General features: G+C 71.5%; 13 protein-coding genes. 10 read left to right on the forward strand and 3 right to left on the reverse strand.

What is annotated here, in order from left to right:
• Positions 1-121: 121 nt before the first annotated feature.
• The 5 genes from ACFYWI_RS01560 (at position 122) to gatB (ending at position 5,969) form a co-directional block, all read left to right on the forward strand.
• The gene (locus tag ACFYWI_RS01560; RefSeq protein ID WP_389223767.1) at positions 122-2,239 is read left to right on the forward strand and encodes a putative bifunctional diguanylate cyclase/phosphodiesterase; all 2,118 of its coding nucleotides are present in this window, start codon (positions 122-124) and stop codon (positions 2,237-2,239) included.
• A 150-nt stretch (positions 2,240-2,389) separates the two neighbouring features.
• The gene (gene gatC / locus ACFYWI_RS01565; RefSeq protein ID WP_389223770.1) at positions 2,390-2,686 is read left to right on the forward strand and encodes an Asp-tRNA(Asn)/Glu-tRNA(Gln) amidotransferase subunit GatC; all 297 of its coding nucleotides are present in this window, start codon (positions 2,390-2,392) and stop codon (positions 2,684-2,686) included.
• Between the two features lie 2 nt (positions 2,687-2,688).
• Positions 2,689-4,206, forward strand: a complete 1,518-nt coding sequence (gene gatA, locus ACFYWI_RS01570) for an Asp-tRNA(Asn)/Glu-tRNA(Gln) amidotransferase subunit GatA (RefSeq protein ID WP_389223773.1) — start codon at positions 2,689-2,691, stop codon at positions 4,204-4,206.
• Between the two features lie 5 nt (positions 4,207-4,211).
• Positions 4,212-4,445, forward strand: a complete 234-nt coding sequence (locus tag ACFYWI_RS01575) for a hypothetical protein (protein WP_389224430.1) — start codon at positions 4,212-4,214, stop codon at positions 4,443-4,445.
• A 15-nt stretch (positions 4,446-4,460) separates the two neighbouring features.
• Entirely contained in the window at positions 4,461-5,969 is a 1,509-nt protein-coding gene (gatB, locus tag ACFYWI_RS01580; protein WP_389223776.1) for an Asp-tRNA(Asn)/Glu-tRNA(Gln) amidotransferase subunit GatB, read from the forward strand.
• A gap of 218 nt (positions 5,970-6,187) precedes the next feature.
• On the opposite strand, the gene ACFYWI_RS01585 is transcribed toward gatB, so the two are convergent.
• On the reverse strand, positions 6,188-7,099 hold the full coding sequence (locus tag ACFYWI_RS01585; RefSeq protein WP_389223779.1) for a hypothetical protein: 912 nt from the start codon (positions 7,097-7,099) through the stop codon (positions 6,188-6,190).
• Between the two features lie 268 nt (positions 7,100-7,367).
• On the opposite strand from ACFYWI_RS01585, the gene ACFYWI_RS01590 reads away from it, so the two are divergent.
• The 5 genes from ACFYWI_RS01590 to ACFYWI_RS01610 all read left to right on the forward strand — a co-directional run bounded on the left by ACFYWI_RS01590 (position 7,368) and on the right by ACFYWI_RS01610 (position 16,186).
• The gene (locus tag ACFYWI_RS01590; protein ID WP_389223782.1) at positions 7,368-9,461 is read left to right on the forward strand and encodes a phosphocholine-specific phospholipase C; all 2,094 of its coding nucleotides are present in this window, start codon (positions 7,368-7,370) and stop codon (positions 9,459-9,461) included.
• Between the two features lie 207 nt (positions 9,462-9,668).
• Complete coding sequence (locus tag ACFYWI_RS01595) at positions 9,669-11,906, forward strand: MMPL family transporter (protein ID WP_389223785.1); 2,238 nt, start codon at positions 9,669-9,671, stop codon at positions 11,904-11,906.
• Between the two features lie 15 nt (positions 11,907-11,921).
• The gene (locus ACFYWI_RS01600) at positions 11,922-12,491 is read left to right on the forward strand and encodes a GNAT family N-acetyltransferase (RefSeq protein WP_389223788.1); all 570 of its coding nucleotides are present in this window, start codon (positions 11,922-11,924) and stop codon (positions 12,489-12,491) included.
• A gap of 361 nt (positions 12,492-12,852) precedes the next feature.
• A complete protein-coding gene (locus ACFYWI_RS01605) occupies positions 12,853-13,035 on the forward strand; it encodes a hypothetical protein (protein WP_389223791.1) in 183 nt (60 codons plus the stop codon).
• Positions 13,036-13,045: 10 nt separating this feature from the next.
• On the forward strand, positions 13,046-16,186 hold the full coding sequence (locus ACFYWI_RS01610; protein WP_389223794.1) for an AAA family ATPase: 3,141 nt from the start codon (positions 13,046-13,048) through the stop codon (positions 16,184-16,186).
• A 94-nt stretch (positions 16,187-16,280) separates the two neighbouring features.
• Here the strand turns inward: ACFYWI_RS01610 and ACFYWI_RS01615 are convergent, their stop codons facing one another.
• The gene (locus tag ACFYWI_RS01615) at positions 16,281-16,499 is read right to left on the reverse strand and encodes a DUF6191 domain-containing protein (protein ID WP_389223797.1); all 219 of its coding nucleotides are present in this window, start codon (positions 16,497-16,499) and stop codon (positions 16,281-16,283) included.
• A gap of 15 nt (positions 16,500-16,514) precedes the next feature.
• Positions 16,515-17,669 carry a PQQ-dependent sugar dehydrogenase gene (locus tag ACFYWI_RS01620; protein ID WP_389223800.1) on the reverse strand — a complete coding sequence of 385 codons (1,155 nt, stop codon included), beginning with the start codon at positions 17,667-17,669 and terminating at the stop codon, positions 16,515-16,517.
• Between the last annotated feature and the right edge of the window lie 109 nt (positions 17,670-17,778).

The raw sequence follows: 17,778 nt of genomic DNA on the forward strand, positions 1-17,778 counted from the left end.
CGGCCTACTGTTGAGATGTGCGCCTGTCGTGCACGGCTGCGTGGTGGGATTTCAGTCGTGGTGGCATGACAACGGGAGCCATCGCGAGGCATCGGCACCGCCGGCTGTGAGAGGGACGGGAATGAAACCGACCGAGAGCGCCGCCCCGGTCCCACGGCCGCGTGCACTCGCGGCCCTGGCGGGCAGGACACCCGGGCTGGCCGCAGCCGTTGTCGCGAGTGCCGCGCTCGTCCTGCTGACGGGCATCGTCCAGACCGTCCGGGAGGGCCGTGCGCTCTTCCCCTCGGGCACTGTCGGCTGGTCGCTCGCCCTGCTCACCGGGATCATTGTCGGCCATCTCGTCGCACTCGGCCGCGAGCGCTGGTGGGGCGGCACCGGTTCGGGCTCCGCACTGACCCTCGCCGCCCTGCTGGTCTTCGGCTGGGTACCGGCCGGGCTGGTCAGCCTGGCCGTCGTGACCCTGGTCGGCGCCGCCTGCCCCAGCCGCCGGCGCAGGGGCGTGCTCCACGGGGCCGTCGACATCCTGGGCATGGGCGCCGCCGCGCTCACTCTCGCCGCGTTCTCCGTCGTCCCCACCGTCGAGAATCCCTGGGACCCGCTCGGCTGGGGGATCTCGGCGGTGCCGGAGGTGATCCTCGCGGCCACCGCATATCTCGCCGTCACCCGGCTGCTGCTGTGGTACGTGACGGCCCCGCAGGGCAGCGGGCTGCCCACCGTGGCCCGTTCGTCCTTGCTCCGGCAGGGACTTGTCGCCGTCGCCCTTGTCGCCATCGCCCCGCTGATCTGCGTGGTCGCCGTCGCCATGCCGCTGCTGCTGCCCCTGTTCGCCGTGCCGCTGATCGCCCTCGACTCCACCCTGTGGATAGCCAGGGTCAGGGCGGAAGAGCAGCTGCGCGACCCTCTGACGGGGCTGCCCAACCGCCAGTGGCTGCTGGAGCGCACCTGGGCCGCCCTGGAGGACGCCGAGAGCAGCGGCGCCCGGTCCGCCCTCGTGCTGATCGACCTCGACCGCTTCCGGTCCGTCAACGACACCCTCGGTCATCTCGCCGGCGACCGGCTGCTGCTGCAGATAGCCGAGCGGCTGCGCAACGCCCTGCCGCGCGGGGCCGAGGCGGCACGGCTCGGCGGCGACGAGTTCGCCGTCCTGCTGCCCACCGCCGACTCCACCACCAGTGCGCAGCGCGTCGCACGCCAGCTCGTCGCCGAACTCTCCTCGCCCCTCGACCTCGACGGCCTCACGCTCGTCCTGGAGGCCAGCGCCGGAGTCGCGGTCTTCCCCGACCACGCGCTCGACGCCGAGGGCCTGCTGCGCCGCGCCGACGTGGCGATGTACCAGGCCAAGCGCGACCGCACCGGCGTCGAGGTGTACGAGTCCAAGCGCGACAGCAACACCCCCGACCGGCTCGGTCTGCTGGGCGATCTGCGCCGGGCGCTGGACGCCGGCGACGTGGAGCTGCACTACCAGCCCAAGGTCCGCTTCGACGGTCAGGTCGCCGGCCTCGAGGCGCTGGTGCGCTGGGTCCACCCGGAGCGCGGCCGGGTCCCCCCGGACGAGTTCATCGCCATCGCCGAGTCCTCCGGTCTGATGCCGCATCTGACGGAGTACGTCCTGGAGACGGCGCTCGCCCAGGTCGCCAAGTGGCGCGCCCAGGGCCTGGAGGTGCCGGTCGCCGTCAATGTCTCACCGCGCGACGTCCACACGCCCGGATTCGCCGGGGCCGTCGCCGCCCGTCTCGCCCGCCACGGCGTCCCACCGGGCGCGCTCCAGCTGGAGATCACCGAGCATGTGCTGCTCGAGGATCCGCAGCGGGCCGCCGACACGCTGGCCGGGCTCGCCGACCACGGCGTGAAGATGTCGCTGGACGACTTCGGTACCGGCTACTCCTCCCTCGTCCATCTGCGCCGCCTGCCGGTCAGCGAACTGAAGATCGACCGGTCCTTCGTCGCCCGGCTCGCCGTCGACAACGAGGACGCGGAGATCGTCCGCTGCACGGTCGACCTCGCCCATTCGCTCGGGCTGCTGGTGGTCGCCGAGGGCGTCGAGGACGACGAGACCTGGGAGCGGCTGCGCGATCTGCGCTGCGACGCCGTACAGGGCTGGCTGGTCGCGGCCGCGATGCCCCCGCAGGAGACCACCGCCTGGCTCCGGGCCAGGGGCAAGCGCGGCTGGTGCCGTCCGGCGAAACTGCCCGCCACGCCCTCCGGCGCGGACGAGCCGTCGGGCCAGGTCGTGCCCTGAGCGCACCCGACCCGCGGTAGGCGTCGACCGGGCTGCTACGGCCCGCCCCGAGCAGCCCGGTCCTCACCGTTTCGTGGGCAGGGGCCCGTGACCCATAGGATTGGCCCAGAGCCCCGTAACCACCACACTCTCACCCCTGAGGATCGCTGCATGCCTGGCATTACGCGCGAGGAGGTCGTCCACCTCGCCCGGCTGGCACGTCTGGAGCTGTCCGGCGACGAGCTCGACCACTTCGCCGGACAGCTCGACGACATCATCGGCGCGGTCGCCCGCGTCTCCGAGGTCGCCGACCAAGACGTACCCCCGACCTCCCACCCGCTGCCGCTCACCAATGTCATGCGCGCGGACGAGGTCCGTCCGTCGCTCACTCCCGAGCAGGCGCTCTCCGGCGCGCCGGCCAAGGAGCAGCAGCGTTTCAAGGTGCCGCAGATCCTGGGGGAGGACTGATCATGACGGCCATCAACAAGATCGAGATCATCAGGCTCACCGCCGCCGAGACCGCCGCGAAGATCGCCGCGGGCGAGCTGACGGCCGTGGAGGTCACCGAGGCCCACCTGGCCCGAATCGAGGCCGTGGACGAGAAGGTGCATGCCTTCCTGCACGTGGACCGCGAGGGCGCGCTGGCCCAGGCCCGCGCCGTCGACGCCAAGCGCGAGGCCGGCGAGAAGCTCGGCCCGCTTGCCGGTGTGCCGCTGGCGCTGAAGGACATCTTCACCACCGAGGGCATCCCGACCACGGTCGGCTCCAAGATCCTCGAGGGCTGGATCCCGCCGTACGACGCGACGCTGACCAAGCGGCTGAAGGCCGCCGACATCGTCATCCTCGGCAAGACCAACATGGACGAGTTCGCCATGGGGTCATCGACCGAGAACAGCGCCTACGGCCCGACCGGTAACCCATGGGACCTGACCCGTGTACCCGGCGGCTCCGGCGGCGGCTCCTCGGCGGCGCTCGCCTCCTACCAGGCCCCGCTCGCCATCGGCACGGACACCGGCGGCTCCATCCGCCAGCCCGCCGCGGTCACCGCCACGGTCGGCGTCAAGCCGACCTACGGCGCGGTCTCCCGCTTCGGCATGGTGGCGTTCTCGTCCTCGCTCGACCAGGGCGGTCCCTGCGCCCGTACGGTCCTGGACGCGGCGCTGCTGCACGAGGTCATTGCGGGGCACGACCCGCTCGACTCGACCTCCATCGACGCCCCGGTCCCGCCGGTCGTCGAGGCCGCGCGCAACGGCTCCGTCGCCGGGATGCGCGTCGGTGTAGTCAAGCAGTTCCGCGGCGAGGGCTACCAGGCCGGTGTGGTCCAGCGCTTCGACGAGTCCGTCGAGCTGCTGAAGGAGCTGGGCGCCGAGATCGTCGAGCTGGACTGCCCGTCCTTCGACCTCGCGCTGTCCGCGTACTATCTGATCGCGCCGTCCGAGTGCTCCTCGAACCTGGCCCGCTTCGATGCCATGCGGTACGGACTGCGGGTCGGCGACGACGGCACCAAGTCCGCCGAGGACGTCACCGCGCTCACCCGTGAGGCCGGCTTCGGCGACGAGGTCAAGCGCCGCATCATGCTCGGCACGTACGCGCTCAGCTCCGGCTACTACGACGCGTACTACGGCTCCGCCCAGAAGGTCCGCACTCTCATCACGCGCGACTTCGAGAAGGCCTTCGAGCAGGGCAGTGGTGTCGATGTGATCGTCTCCCCGACGACCCCGACCACCGCCTTCCCGATCGGCGAGCGCGCCGACGACCCGATGGCGATGTACCTCGCCGACCTGTGCACCATCCCGACCAACCTGGCCGGCAACGCGGCGATGTCGCTGCCCTGCGGCCTTGCGCCGGAGGACGGCCTGCCGGTCGGTCTGCAGATCATCGCCCCCGCCATGAAGGACGACCGGCTGTACAGGGTCGGCGCCGCCGTCGAGGCCGCCTTCGTGGAAAGGTGGGGGCACCCGCTGCTGGAGGAGGCTCCGTCGCTGTGAGCGCAATGACCAAGAAGGCCAAGAACTTCAAGAAGTCCAAGTCCGGGCTGTATCTGTCGATCGGCACCACGGCGTTCGGTGCCATCAGCGTCTTCAAGCAGGCCAGGCTGGCTCACAACGAGAGCGACACGCTCCGGCTCATCGACGCCGCCGTGTCGGCCGCGGCCATCGCCACTGGCCTCGCCATCCTCTACCGCGAGCTGAAGCGCCTCGGCGACGACGACGTCCTGCTGGGCTGAGAGGGAAGTTTCACCGTGACCGTCACTGAACTGGTGTCGTACGAGGACGCGCTGGCGTCCTACGACCCCGTCATGGGCCTCGAGGTCCATGTCGAGCTCGGCACCAAGACCAAGATGTTCTGCGGGTGTTCCACCGAGCTGGGCGCCGCGCCCAACTCGCAGACCTGCCCGACCTGCCTCGGCCTGCCCGGCTCGCTCCCGGTCGTCAACGCGATCGGCGTCGAGTCGGCCGTCAAGATCGGCCTGGCGCTGCACTGCGAGATCGCAGAGTGGTGCCGCTTCGCCCGGAAGAACTACTTCTATCCGGACATGCCGAAGAACTTCCAGACCTCGCAGTACGACGAGCCGATCGCCTTCAACGGCTATCTGGACGTCCAGCTCGAGGACGGCGAGGTCTTCCGTGTGGAGATCGAGCGCGCCCACATGGAGGAGGACACCGGCAAGTCGACGCACGTCGGCGGTGCCACCGGCCGAATCCACGGCGCGCAGCACTCGCTGCTCGACTACAACCGCGCGGGCATCCCGCTGATCGAGATCGTCACCAAGCCGATCGTCGGTGCCGGCGAGCGTGCCCCTGAGGTCGCCAAGGCGTACGTCGCCGAGCTGCGCGAGCTCATCAGGGCGCTCGGCGTCTCCGAGGCCCGCATGGAGATGGGCCAGATGCGCTGCGACGTGAACCTGTCGCTGCGGCCGAACGGCACCGAGAAGTTCGGTACGCGCAGCGAGACGAAGAACGTCAACTCGCTGCGCTCCGTCGAGCGTGCCGCGCGGTTCGAGATCCAGCGCCACGCCGCTGTGCTCTCGTCCGGCGGAACGATCATCCAGGAGACCCGCCACTTCCACGAGGAGGACGGCTCCACCACCTCCGGCCGGGTGAAGGAGGAGGCGGAGGACTACCGCTACTTCCCCGAGCCCGACCTGGTGCCCATCGCCCCGCCCCGCGAGTGGGTCGAGGAGCTGCGCGCCACACTGCCCGAGCTGCCGCGGCTGCGCCGCAAGCGGCTGCGCGAGGAGTGGGGCATCTCCGAGCACGACATGCAGTCGATCCTCAATGCGGGCGCGGTCGACCTGATCGTCGCCACGACCGAGGCGGGCGCCCCGGCCGACCAGGCCCGTAAGTGGTGGATGGGCGAGCTGGCCCGTAACGCCAACGAGTCGGGCAAGGGCCTGGACGAGCTCCCGATCACCCCGGCCCAGGTCGCCCGGGTGACCGCCCTGGTCGCGGAGGGCTCGCTCAACGACAAGCTGGCCCGCCAGGTCATCGAGGGCGTGCTGGCAGGCGAGGGCGACCCGGACACGGTCGTCGACAAGCGCGGGCTGAAGGTCGTCTCGGACGAGGGCGCGCTCGGCACGGCCGTCGACGAGGCGATCGCGGGCAACGCGGCGATCGCCGACAAGATCCGCGGCGGCAAGGTCGCGGCGGCCGGTGCGCTGGTGGGCGCGGTCATGAAGGCCACCCGCGGGCAGGCCGACGCGGCGCGCGTCAAGGAGCTGATTCTCGAGCGGCTCGGCGTGAGCGAATGATCGAGCACCGTCCGGGGAAGGCCGGCGTCGTCGAGGGCTGACGGCGCGGGCCTCCACAGGCAGTACGTCACAGGGGTGGCGGGCACGGAACGGCGCCCGCCACCCCTGTCGTATGCCGCCCCCCTGGTGTGGGCGTGCGCCTGCCCCGACCCGTGGCCGCCGGGCCTTGCCCGGGCTCTCGTGTCCGCCCCCCCCGGCAGCTGGAGCCGATCTGCGCCTCAGTGGCGTATGCCGAGCCCAGGGAGCCACATGTCGCCGCGGTCCTTGCAGCTCACATCGCGGGCCCGCAGTTCCTCCGGCTCCCTGGTGCCGCGGGCGCGCAGTTCCGTGACCACCAGGTGGGCCAGCGCGGCGGCGTCCGCCCGGTCGGGGTCCGTGAAGTCCCGCTGCCACCAGCCGCGGTCGCAGGTCTGCCAGCCGCGCGCGAGCATCTGGTGCGCACGCTCCTCGCCGTCCGCGGCGTCGCGGTCGTCGATCGATGCGTGCAGCCCGTCCTGAAGGCTGTACGAGACCAGCAGTTGACGGCCTCGGTCGGCCGCGCTGGTCAGACAGAAGCTCGTCCAGTCCGTGCCCACCTGGACCGGTAGCTGTTCCACCCAGGCAGCGAGCAGCAGCTCCAGGGCGCTCTGGACATGGTCGAGGGAGGAGGCCGGCCGGCCGCCGGGCCGGTCGGCCGGGCGCTCGCCCGGGCCGCCGCGGTCCAACTGCCAGACGTACGGCAGGAAGTCGAAGTCGTGCGGCTCGCCCGCGGCCCAGGCGCCGCCCCATTCGAAGGTCCGGTGCTCCTCTTCCTCCAGGGCCCCGGGATCATGCACCGAGAGCCTCGCCCGCTGCCGGTCGCCGGCGAGGAGTACGAGTCGTGTGCTGTCGCGCCAGCGGACGTTCGGACCGTCCGACGAGCCTCCGTAGAGTGTCGGTTCGCCGATACGCGCCACTATCGCGTCGTACACCGCGCGGAACGCCTCCCGTCGCTCCCGCAGCGGCGCGCCCGGCTCGTACCCGAGCACCGGGACGGGGGGCCGGCCGAGGTGCGCGCCGGGTGAGTCATGGAGCAGCTGGGCGAACTCCGCGGCATCGCCCGGCGACAGCGTGGGTTGGTCGGTCCACGTGTGAATCCCCGTATTCTCCATACCGGCCATCGTGCCAGCCCCGCCGACAATTCCCGGGGCTCTTGCGGACCAAGGCCGATTCCCGCCGCAGAGTGCCCGCCGGCCGTCCGTACTTCATCGGCCCGGGCGGCCGGCGGGTGCATTGGTGACATGTGCAGACCAAAGCCGAAAGGGTATCGAGGGGGGCCGTGAACTGCCCGACGTTCACTGTCCGGCCGCCCCCGGGACCGGTTCACGCCATCCGGCCTCACTACTGTCCCGGCTGCAGCACTGGAGTCAGGAGGAACCCTTGTCCAAGGACATGTCACGGCGGCGTCTGTTCGCACTCGGCACAGGCGTCGTAGGTGCCGCGGCTGCCGGATCGCTGCTTCCACCGTCCCTGCGGGCCGCACTCGCCGCCGAGCCGCCGCCCGGCGGGCTGCGCGCCGTCAAACACGTGGTCGTCCTCATGCAGGAGAACCGGTCCTTCGACCACTACTTCGGCACCCTGCGCGGCGTACGCGGCTTCGGTGACCGCAACGCCGTCGAACTGCCCTCCGGAAAGCCGGTCTTCGAACAGCCCGGACCGCTCGGCACCGTGCTCCCCTTCCCGGTGCGCGACGCCGCCGAGACCCAGAAGCGGGACCTCCAGTACATCGGCGACCTCGACCACTCCTGGAGCGGCGGGGCCAAGGCATGGCGCCAGGGCTGGATGGACGGCTGGGTGCCGGCCAAGACCGCCGCGACCATGGCGTACTACGACCGGCGCGACCTGCCCCTGCACTACGAGCTCGCCGACACCTTCACCGTCTGCGACGCCTACCACTCCTCCACCCACACCTCGACCAGCCCCAACCGCAACCATCTGTGGAGCGGCTGGACCGGTTACGAGGCCGACGGCAGCCGGGCCGTGACGAACGCCGCGTACGCCGAGGGCACCCACCCCGGCTACCCCTGGCCGACCTACGCCGAGCGGCTGGAGGAGGCCGGCCGCAGCTGGCGGACGTACCAGGAGTGGGAGAACTTCACCGACAACAACATCGAGTTCTTCACCACCTTCAAGAACATCGCCCGCAAGGCCCTCGCCAAAGCAGGCGGCTTCACCTACATGGAGGCCTTCTACGCACAGGTCCGCGACAGTGCCGACGCCGCCGAGCGGGCCAGGCTGCTGGCAGCGCTCGAGGAGGGCGTGGCCACCCTCACCGAGCACGAGCGCTCGCTCTTCGAACGCGGACTGCGGCGCGGTGAGACCGGCACCCTGGCCGAGCAGTTCCGGGCGGACGTGGCGGGTGGCCGGCTCCCCGAGGTCTCGTACCTGGTGCCGTCCGCCGTCGACTCCGAGCACCCCGGGGCCTCGTCGCCCATCGCGTCCGCGTCCCTGGTGTACAAGATCCTCGACGCGCTCGCCTCGCACCCCGAGGTGTGGCGGCACACCGTCCTGCTGATCAACTACGACGAGAACGACGGCTTCTTCGATCACGTACCGCCGCCGGTGCCGCCCGCCGACAACACCGACGAACGCTGGAACGGGCTGCCGACCGGGCTCGGCATCCGTGTCCCGATGCTCGTCGTCTCGCCGTGGAGCACCGGCGGGTATGTGTGCTCCGAGGTCTTCGACCACAGCTCGGTCATCCGTTTCCTCGAGAAGTGGACGGGCATCGAGGAGCCCAACATCACCGGGTGGCGGCGCGCGGTCACCGGCGATCTGACCTCCGCCTTCGACTTCCGGCGGGGCCGGCCGCAACCCGAGGTGGAGCAGCCGGGACCGGTCCCGCCGTTCACCGGACGGTGGCGGCCGGTCCCCCCGGCCGTCCAGCGGATGCCCCTCCAGGAGGCGGGGACCCGGCCCGCGCGCCCGCTCCCGTACCAGCCCGACGCGCACGGGAAGGTGTCCGGCCGGGCCGTCACCGTGTCGCTCAGCAATCGCGGCCGGGCCGGCGCGCCCTTCGCGCTGTACCCGTACGCCGGTGAGTTCCCCCTCCCGCAGCACAAGGACGTCAGGGGCGAGGCGCAGTGGTCGGTACCCATGGCCGGGGATGCCTACCGCTTCACGATCACCGGTCCGAACGGCTTCCGCCGTGAGTTCGCCGGCCGGGCACGGGGCGGGGCCGAGGTCACCTCGGCCATCGACCACCACGACCGCGATGTCCATCTCACGCTGCGCAACAACGGAAGCGCTCCCCTGACGTTCACCGTCCGGCCGCTGGGCTATGTCGACCGGGCGGACCTGCACGGCTGGACCCGCCGGATCACGGTCAGGCCGGGCGGCAGCCGCACGGCCGTCCACTCGGCGGCCGATGCGCACGGCTGGTACGACATCGAGGTGACCGCCGAGGGCGACACCGGCTTCCGCCGCCGTCTGATGGGGCACATCGAGAACGGCCGCGCGAGCGTCTCCGGCTGAGCACGGCACGGGCCGCAGTGGTGCGGGGGAGCCGGTCGGACCCGAAGTCCGGCTTCCGCGCGCCGCTGTGAGGCAGCCGCTTGTGAGTATGGCCACGAAAGGGGCAATTGATCACGTTTGGCTGCCAGAATATCCCGTTGTAGGTCCTAAGTTCTTTGCGGGCTGTTCCCGGTCAAAGATCCGTGAACCCCGCAGGGAGCATGTCCGTTGGCCGCAGTCGCCCGGTGGTGCGTCGAGCACCGCCTTGTCGTCGTCCTGCTCTGGCTGCTCACACTGGGCGGTTCCGCGGCCGCTGCGGGCGTCGCCGGATCCGCGTACTCCAACGACTACGAGGTCCCGGGCACCGAATCCGGCCGAGCCACCGCCCTCCTCGAGCAGGGCTTCCAGGGCCGGGGCGGTGACAGCGCCACCATCGTCTGGCACGCCGACGACGGCAGCGTCCGTGCCTCCCGGGTCGAGCAGCGCATGTCCCAGATGCTCGACGACGTCGGCCGGCTCGACGGGATCGCCTCGGTCACCGGCCCCTACGGCAGCCGGGCCGCGCAGATCAGCGCCGACCGGCAGACCGCCTACGCCACCGTCACCTTCGACCGGCAGACCGACGACATTCCCGAGGCGCAGGCCAAGGCTCTCGTCGAGACCGCCAAGGCCGCCGAGACCGACGGCGTACAGGTCGAGTTGGGCGGTGCCGCCATCGCGCTCACCGCGACCCCCGGTGGCCATGCCGCCGAGATCGTCGGCGTGGCCGTCGCCGCCGTCGTCCTCTTTCTCGCGTTCGGCTCACTCGCCGCCAGCATGCTGCCCATCGCGACGGCGCTGGTGTCCGTCGGCACGGCCTACGCGGGCATCGTGCTGCTCGGCCACGTGATGACCGTCGCCGACTTCGCGCCCATGCTCGGCCTGTTGATCGGCCTGGGCGTCGGCATCGACTACGCGCTGTTCATCGTCACCAGACACCGCAAGGGCCTCAAACGCGGCCTCCCCGTCGCCGACGCGGCCCGCGAGGCCGTGGCCACCACCGGCCGCGCCGTGGTCTTCGCCGGTGCCACCGTCTGCATCGCGCTGCTCGGCATGCTGATCCTGCGGCTCGGCTTCCTGGACGGCGTCGCGATCGCCGCCTCCCTCACAGTCGTCCTCACCGTGGCCGCTTCGGTGACGCTGCTGCCCGCCCTGCTCTCCTTCACCGGCATGCGCGTCCTGAGCCGCCGCGAACGCCGCCGGCTGAGCCGGGCACGCTCCCGTGCCCGCGCTTCCCACGGCTTCGCCGCGCGCTGGTCCGCCTTCGTCGAGCGCCACCCCAAGCTGCTGGGCACCTTCGCCGCCGTCGTCATGCTGGTGCTGGCCCTGCCGACCTTCTCGCTCCACCTCGGCACCTCCGACCAGGGCAACGGGCCGGACACGGCCACCACCCGCCGTGCGTACGACCTGCTCGCCGGGGGCACCTCCCCGAACGGAGGCTCCGGAGGAGGCTTCGGACCCGGCGTCAACGGCCCGCTGACGCTGGTCGCCGCCCTCGACGGCGCGGACGACCAACTGGCGATGGAGCGGCTGCCGAAGGCGCTGCGCCGCACCGACGGCGTCGCATCGGTCGGCACCCTCACGTACAACAGCAGCGGCGACACCGCGGTGCTCACTCTTGTGCCGGAGTCCTCGCCCCAGTCCCGGTCGACGAGCGCTCTGGTCGACCGGCTGCGCTCGGACGTCCTGCCCGCCGCCGAACAGGGCACCTCCCTCGAGGTGTACGTGGGCGGAGTCACCGCAGGTTACGACGACTTCGCCGAGATCATCATCGGCAAACTGCCGCTCTTCGTCGGTGTCGTGATCACGCTGGGTGCTCTGCTGCTGCTCCTGGCCTTCCGGTCGATCGGCATTCCGCTGAAGGCCGCGGTGATGAACGTGGCAGCCGTCGCCTCGGCGTTCGGCATCGTCGTAGCGATCTTCCAGTGGGGCTGGGGCAGCGAGCTGCTCGGCCTCGGCAGTGCGGGCCCCATCGAGCCCTTCCTGCCGGTGATCATGGTCTCCGTGCTCTTCGGTCTGTCCATGGACTACCAGGTGTTCCTGGTCAGCCGGATGTACGAGGAGTGGCTGGAGACCGGCGACAACCGGCGGGCCGTGCGGATCGGCCTCGCCGAGACGAGCCGCGTGATCAACTCCGCGGCGGTCATCATGATCTCCGTCTTCCTCGCCTTCGTCCTCAGCGGCGACCGGGTCATCGCGATGTTCGGCATCGGACTCGCCGCGGCCGTCGCCCTCGACGCCTTCGTGCTGCGCACCCTGCTGGTGCCCGCGCTGATGCACCTGCTCGGCGGCGCCAACTGGTGGCTGCCGCGATGGCTCGACCGGTGGCTGCCGCGGATCAGCATCGAAAAGCCGGAGTGCCGTGACGGCGCGCATGCGAGGATCCCGGAGCACCGCGCGAGCCGGGACCGGGAGCTCGTGCCGTAACACCGGAGGAGCACTGTGTTCGCGACAAGCCTGGGCCACGACGGAGCCGAGCTGCGCCCCCTGGAACCCTGCCAGGCCGAGGAGTACTTCGCCAACATCGAGCGCGGGCGCGAGTACATCGGCCAGTACGTCGCCCTGCCCACCGTCGCCACGGACGTGGCATCGGCCCGCGCCTTCCTCCAGTCGTACGCGGACAAGGCGGCCGCCGACGCAGGCCGGCTGTTCGGTATATGGCTGGATGACACCCTCGTGGGCGGCGTGCTGTTCCGCACCATGGACGTCGCGGCCGGCACCTGCGAGGCGGGCTGCTGGCTGGAACCGTCCGCCGTCGGCCGCGGTCTGGTCACGCGCGCGACGACGGTGATCATCGACTGGGCGGTGGAGCAGCGCGGGATCCACCGGGTGGAGTGGCAGGTCTCCTCCGCGAACAAGGCCAGCATCAACGTGGCCCGACGGCTCGGGATGACGCACGAGGGTGTACTGCGCGAGAGTTACCCCTACGGCGGTGTACGGCACGACATGGAGGTCTGGTCGGTCCTGGCCCCGGAGTGGCGCGCGCGCCGGGCGGCGCGGACAGCCGACTGACACGGTCGGCCACCTGGCGCCGGACCCCAGCCCGACCGGCCCTCACGCGGCGCGGCCCGCGTCCGGGGCGGGACCGGCAGGCCCCGGACGGTCGTCCCGGTCCGGCTCCCCGCTCGTCCCCTGCGGGCTCGTGCAGCCCATCCGCGAACGTCTCGGGTTCGTCCCGCCGACCGCCACCACCGCGTACATCCACCGGATCCGAGAGGGGGGCTTAGGTCCTCGGACCCACTCGTACCGCACGGCCTAAGGCCCCGCGCCCCCCGAAGATGCGGAACTCGCCCGATGCGGCGCCACCCCCTGGGAGACGAAGGTTGAGGTACCCGCAGGGGCCGCCGAGGCCCCGCTCACCAGGAGGTACGAGATGTTCGAGTACGAGATCCAGCAGCTGCGCCAGGCCGAGCTGATCCACGAGGCCGAAAACCAGCGCTTGGTCCTCCAGGCGCGCCGCGCCCGCCGCGCCCGCCGCGCCAGACCTTCCGCCAAGAAGACAGGGGAGGGCCGGGTGAGTCCGTCCGAAAGCAGTTCCTACCGCCGCGTCGCGTGACCTCTGCGTGATGACCGTCATCGCGATCAACGGTCCCGCGCTGCCGGACAGCTGTGCGATGCTCAGCAGCGTGGAGACCAGGTCCGTCAGCCCGGTGTTCGTCGGCCGCGCCGACGAACTGGCCCTGCTGACCGATGCACTTGCCCGAGCCGTCGGCCCGGACACCCCCGGGGCCGGCGGCCCCGGGGGTGAGCCGCAGGCATTTCTTGTCGGTGGCGAGGCCGGCGTCGGGAAAACGAGGCTCGTCGAGGAGTTCCTGGGCGAGGCGAGCAACGGGGGCGCCGTTGTCGCCGTCGGCGGGTGCGTCGAGCTCGGGGCGGACGGGCTGCCGTTCGCGGCTTTCTCCACCGCGCTGCGCACCCTGCACCGGCGGCTGCCGGCCGAGTTGGCCGCGGCCGCCGCCGGGCAGGAGGACGAGCTGGCGCGGCTGCTGCCGGAACTGGGCGCCACGGCCCGCGGCGAGCAGACCCGGCACGACGAGGAGGGCATGGCCCGTCTCTTCGAGCTCACCACACGCCTGCTGGAACGGCTCGCCACGGACCGCACGGTCGTGCTGGTCCTGGAGGACATGCACTGGGCCGACGCCTCGACCCGCCACCTTCTCGCCTACCTCTTCCGCACGTTGCGTCGCGGCCGGCTCGTCATCATCGCCACCTACCGCTCCGACGACGTCCACCGGCGCCACCCGCTGCGGCCCTTCCTCGCCGAACTGGACCGGATGCGCACCGTCCAGCGTGTCGAGCTCACCCGCTTCAACCACGCCGAGGTCCGCAGTCAGATGGCCGGGATCCTCGCCGCGGAACCCGACCCGGCCACCGTGGACCGGGTCTTCGACCGCTCCGACGGCAACGCCTTCTTCGTCGAGGAGCTCGCCAGCTGCCTCGGCGACGACTGCTGCTCGGGCCTGCCCGACTCCCTGCGCGACATCCTGCTGGTGCGTATCGAAGCGCTGCCCGAGGACGCGCAGCGGGTCGCCCGGATCGTCGCCGAGGGCGGCTCCACCGTCGAGCACGGCCTCCTGCACGCCGTGGCCGGGCTCAGCGAGGACGACCTCATCGAGGCCCTGCGGGCCGCCGTCGGCGCGAACATCCTGCTCGCCGCGCCCGACGGCGACGGCTACCGCTTCCGGCACTCCCTGACGCGCGAGGCCGTCAGCGACGACCTGCTGCCGGGCGAGCGCTCCCGCCTCAACCGCCGTTACGCCCAGGCCCTGGAGGCCGATCCCGGTCTCGTACGCGAGGACGAGCGCGCGACGCGCCTGGCCACGTACTGGTACCACGCGCACGAGCCCGCCAAGGCCCTGCCCGCCGTGCTCAAGGCATCCGTCGAGGCCCGTCGGCGCCATGCCTACGCCGAACAACTGCGCCTGTTGGAACGGGCGATGGAGCTGTGGGACAGCGCCCCCGAGGAGCTGCGTGCCGAACTGCGGCCCGTCGACCACGCCGAGGTCTACCCTCCCTGCGGCTGCGACCCCGCCACCACGGCGCTGCGCTATCTCGATCTGATGGCCGAGGCGGCCGTCGCGGGCCGGTTGTGCGGCGAACGCGAACGCGCGCTGAAGATCACCAAGCGCGGCCAGCGCCTCGCCGAGGCCGAGAACGACGCGCTGCGTGCCGCCTGGTTCTCCGTCCAGCGCTCCCGCCTGGTCTCGGCGCTGGGCCGAGGCGACGGCTGGGCCGAACTGAGTACGGCGCAGGATCTGGTGCGCGGCCTGCCGCCGTCCGCCGTGCATGCCGAGGTCCTCGCCGAGGCGGCCAGCTGGGGCATGGTCCACGACCCCGGTCCCGCCAGCCTGACGACCGCCGAACGCGCCGTGGACTACGCACGCATGGTGGGTGAGGAGGACATCGAACTGCGCGCCCGCCTCACGCTCGGCAGCCTGATGGCCGACGCCGGTGACGTCGAGGGCGGACTCGCCGAGATGTTCGAGGTCAAGGACCGGGTCATCGCGCTCGGGCTGCCGTCACACGTCGGCCGCACCCATGTGAACCTGCCGTCCGTACTGGAGGGCGTCGGCCGTTCCCTGGAGGCCATGGAGATTCTCACCGAGGGCATCGAAATGTGCCGGAAGTACGGCCTGCTGGACACCGGAGCCTGGATCCGCAACAACCTGGCCGAGTCCTGCCACTCGCTCGGACGCTGGGACGAGTCGGTCCAGCAGGCCGAAGCCGCCCTGCAGATCGCGCAGAGCCCCAAGCCACGCGGCTACGCCTGTACTCGCCTTTCCGCCCTCGCGCTGGAACGCGGTGACGTGGCAAAGGCCGTCGGGCAACTGCAGTCTGCCCAGGGGCACTTCGGCGCCAACGACCCCATGCCCCAGGCGAGCCTGCCGCTGACCACGGTCGCGCTGCGGATCGCCGCGGCCGAGGGGCGGGTGCTCGATGCCCGCGCCGAACTCAGGCGCGTTGCCGAGGCGGGCTTCCCGCCCGGCACCCAGCGCTACGCCTGGCCCCTGCTGCGCGCCGCCGCCACCCTGGAGGCCGACACCCGCGGTCTGCCCGCCGCCGAATCTGGCCGCGCCGACGCGCTGGAGCGGATACGCCGGACGGCCAGAACCCTCGTCACCGCCGTGCCGGTGTGGACCGCCCACGACCGCTGGGTACGCGCCGAACTGCTGCGGGCCGGCGGTGAGGACGCCCCCGCCGACTGGGCGGAGGCCGTGGATGCCTTCGCCGCACTGGGGCGCCCGTACGACCTGGCGCGGGTGCGGATGCGCCTGGCCGAGGCCCAACTGCAGCCGGCTGCTCCGGGCGACCGGGACCGCGCCACGGCCACCGGCCTGCTGCGCCAGGCGCTGGCCACGGCAGAGCAGCTCCGCGCCCGCCCTCTGGCCGAGAGCATCGCTCTGCTCGCACAGCGCGCCCGTATCTCCCTCACCGACGAGAATCCCGCGGGCCCGGCCGCCGCCGAGCCTGCCGCCGGTGGCCCGGCCCTCGGTCTGACCCCTCGAGAACAGGACGTACTGCGCCTGGTCGCCGCCGGGCACACCAACCGCCGGATTGCGGAGGAGCTCTACATCTCGCCCAAGACGGCGAGCGTCCATGTCTCCAACATCCTTGCGAAGCTCGGCGTATCGGGCCGCGGAGAGGCGGCTGCCATGGCTCACCGTCTGCGCCTCTACCCGGACCCGGTGAGCGAGCCGGCGACCTGAGGGAACGGGTGTCCTGAGGGGAGGGGCGTCCTGACCGAGGGACGTGGCCAGACGGATTCCGGCGCCGGGCGGCCTGACGGATCCCGACGACGCGTCAGGTCGCCCGGTCGTCCCGCGTCCCGCCGTCCTGTACCTGTCCGCCGTGAGGCCGGTCGCCGGTGACACGGACCGTGACCTTGCCCGATGCGAGGTCTATGGGCCCGCGCGCGGGGTCGTTGTCCCCCACGTCGACTCTCGTCAGCGCCAGACGGTTGCGCTCCTCATCGGTGTGTTTGCGAGCTGGTGCGAAGCATTCCTCGAGGACGTTGAACACAGACCGCTCACCCCTCTACCTCACCTCCAACAGGAGGATCTTGTCGTCACCCGGCTCGGGTGTGCCCCGGGTGTCCGTCTCGCTCGTGACAAGCCAGAGCCTGTCGCCGCCGGTGGCCAGAACCGTCCGCAGACGGCCGTACTTCTCCACGAGGAACGACTGGGGTTCGGCGGAGGGTTCCGTTCCGTCGAGCGGGATACGCCAGAGCCGCTTGCCCGCCAGCCCCGCCATCCAGATCGACCCCTTGGCGTAGGCGATACCGCTCGGCGACGCGTCTGCCGTCTTCCACTGAGCCACCGGGTCGACGAACCCGTCCTCGCCGCCCTTGCCCTCCACCTCGGGCCAGCCGTAGTTCTTGCCCGGCTCGATCAGATTGAGCTCGTCCCAGGTGTCCTGACCGAACTCCGCGGCCCACAGCCGCTTCTCGGCGTCCCAGGCCAGACCCTGCACATTGCGGTGGCCGTACGAGTAGACGACGGAGTCGGCTTCCGGGTTGCCGTGCACCGGCTGACCGTCCGGAGTCATCCGCAGGATCTTTCCGCCCAGCGAATCCTTGTCCTGCGCAAGCCCCGTCTCTCCGGTCTCACCCGTGCCCGCGTACAGCATCTTGTCCGGGCCGAACGCGATCCGCCCGCCGTTGTGCACGATGCCCTTGGGTATTCCCCTCAGCACCGTGTCCGGCGCGCCCAGCTGCTGCCCGGCCGGTTTCCGCTCGTCGTACAGCAGGCGGGCGATGCGGTTGTCCGAGGCGGTGGTGAAGTACGCGTACACCTGGTGGTCGGAGGCGAACGAGGGGGAGACGGCCAGCCCGAGCAGCCCGCCCTCGCCGCCCGGTGCGACCCCGGGCACCGAACCGATCACGGTCTTCCTGCCGCCGTCCGCCGCGACGCGGGTGATCGTCCCCTCGTCGCGCGAAGCGACCAGCAGATCGCCGCCGGGCAGCGCCGCCACGCCCCAGGGCGACGCCAAATCCTCGGTCAGCGCGGACACGACCTTCACGGACCCCTTGGCGGGCGGCCCGCCCGGACTGGGCGCGGTGCCCTTCCCGGCCCCGGTCGGCGAGGCGGCCGGAGCGGAGGAGGTCCCGGCCGTCCCGGCCGGATTCCTCTCGCCGCCCGACGAGCACCCGGCCGCGAGGACGAGCACGGCGGTGGCCACGAGGGCCGTCACAGCAGGACGGTGCACGGTGGTGATCCCTTCGACGGCTGCTTGAGCTGCCTTCCTGCTCTTCTTACACCGCTGCGGCCGTTCAGGTTCCCGATCTTGGGAGATGGCCTGC

This window comes from Streptomyces sp. NPDC002889 (genome assembly GCF_042888425.1).
GTDB lineage: Bacteria > Actinomycetota > Actinomycetes > Streptomycetales > Streptomycetaceae > Streptomyces.

What these genes read in the sequence shown, in the direction of transcription:
- ACFYWI_RS01560 (WP_389223767.1), top strand. Translation starts at nt 122, where the DNA reads ATGAAACCGACCGAGAGCGCCGCCCCGGTCCCACGGCCGCGTGCACTC.
- gatC (WP_389223770.1), top strand. Translation starts at nt 2,390, where the DNA reads ATGCCTGGCATTACGCGCGAGGAGGTCGTCCACCTCGCCCGGCTGGCA.
- gatA (WP_389223773.1), top strand. Translation starts at nt 2,689, where the DNA reads ATGACGGCCATCAACAAGATCGAGATCATCAGGCTCACCGCCGCCGAG.
- ACFYWI_RS01575 (WP_389224430.1), top strand. Translation starts at nt 4,212, where the DNA reads ATGACCAAGAAGGCCAAGAACTTCAAGAAGTCCAAGTCCGGGCTGTAT.
- ACFYWI_RS01585 (WP_389223779.1), bottom strand. Translation starts at nt 7,099, where the DNA reads ATGGAGAATACGGGGATTCACACGTGGACCGACCAACCCACGCTGTCG.
- ACFYWI_RS01605 (WP_389223791.1), top strand. Translation starts at nt 12,853, where the DNA reads ATGTTCGAGTACGAGATCCAGCAGCTGCGCCAGGCCGAGCTGATCCAC.
- ACFYWI_RS01610 (WP_389223794.1), top strand. Translation starts at nt 13,046, where the DNA reads ATGACCGTCATCGCGATCAACGGTCCCGCGCTGCCGGACAGCTGTGCG.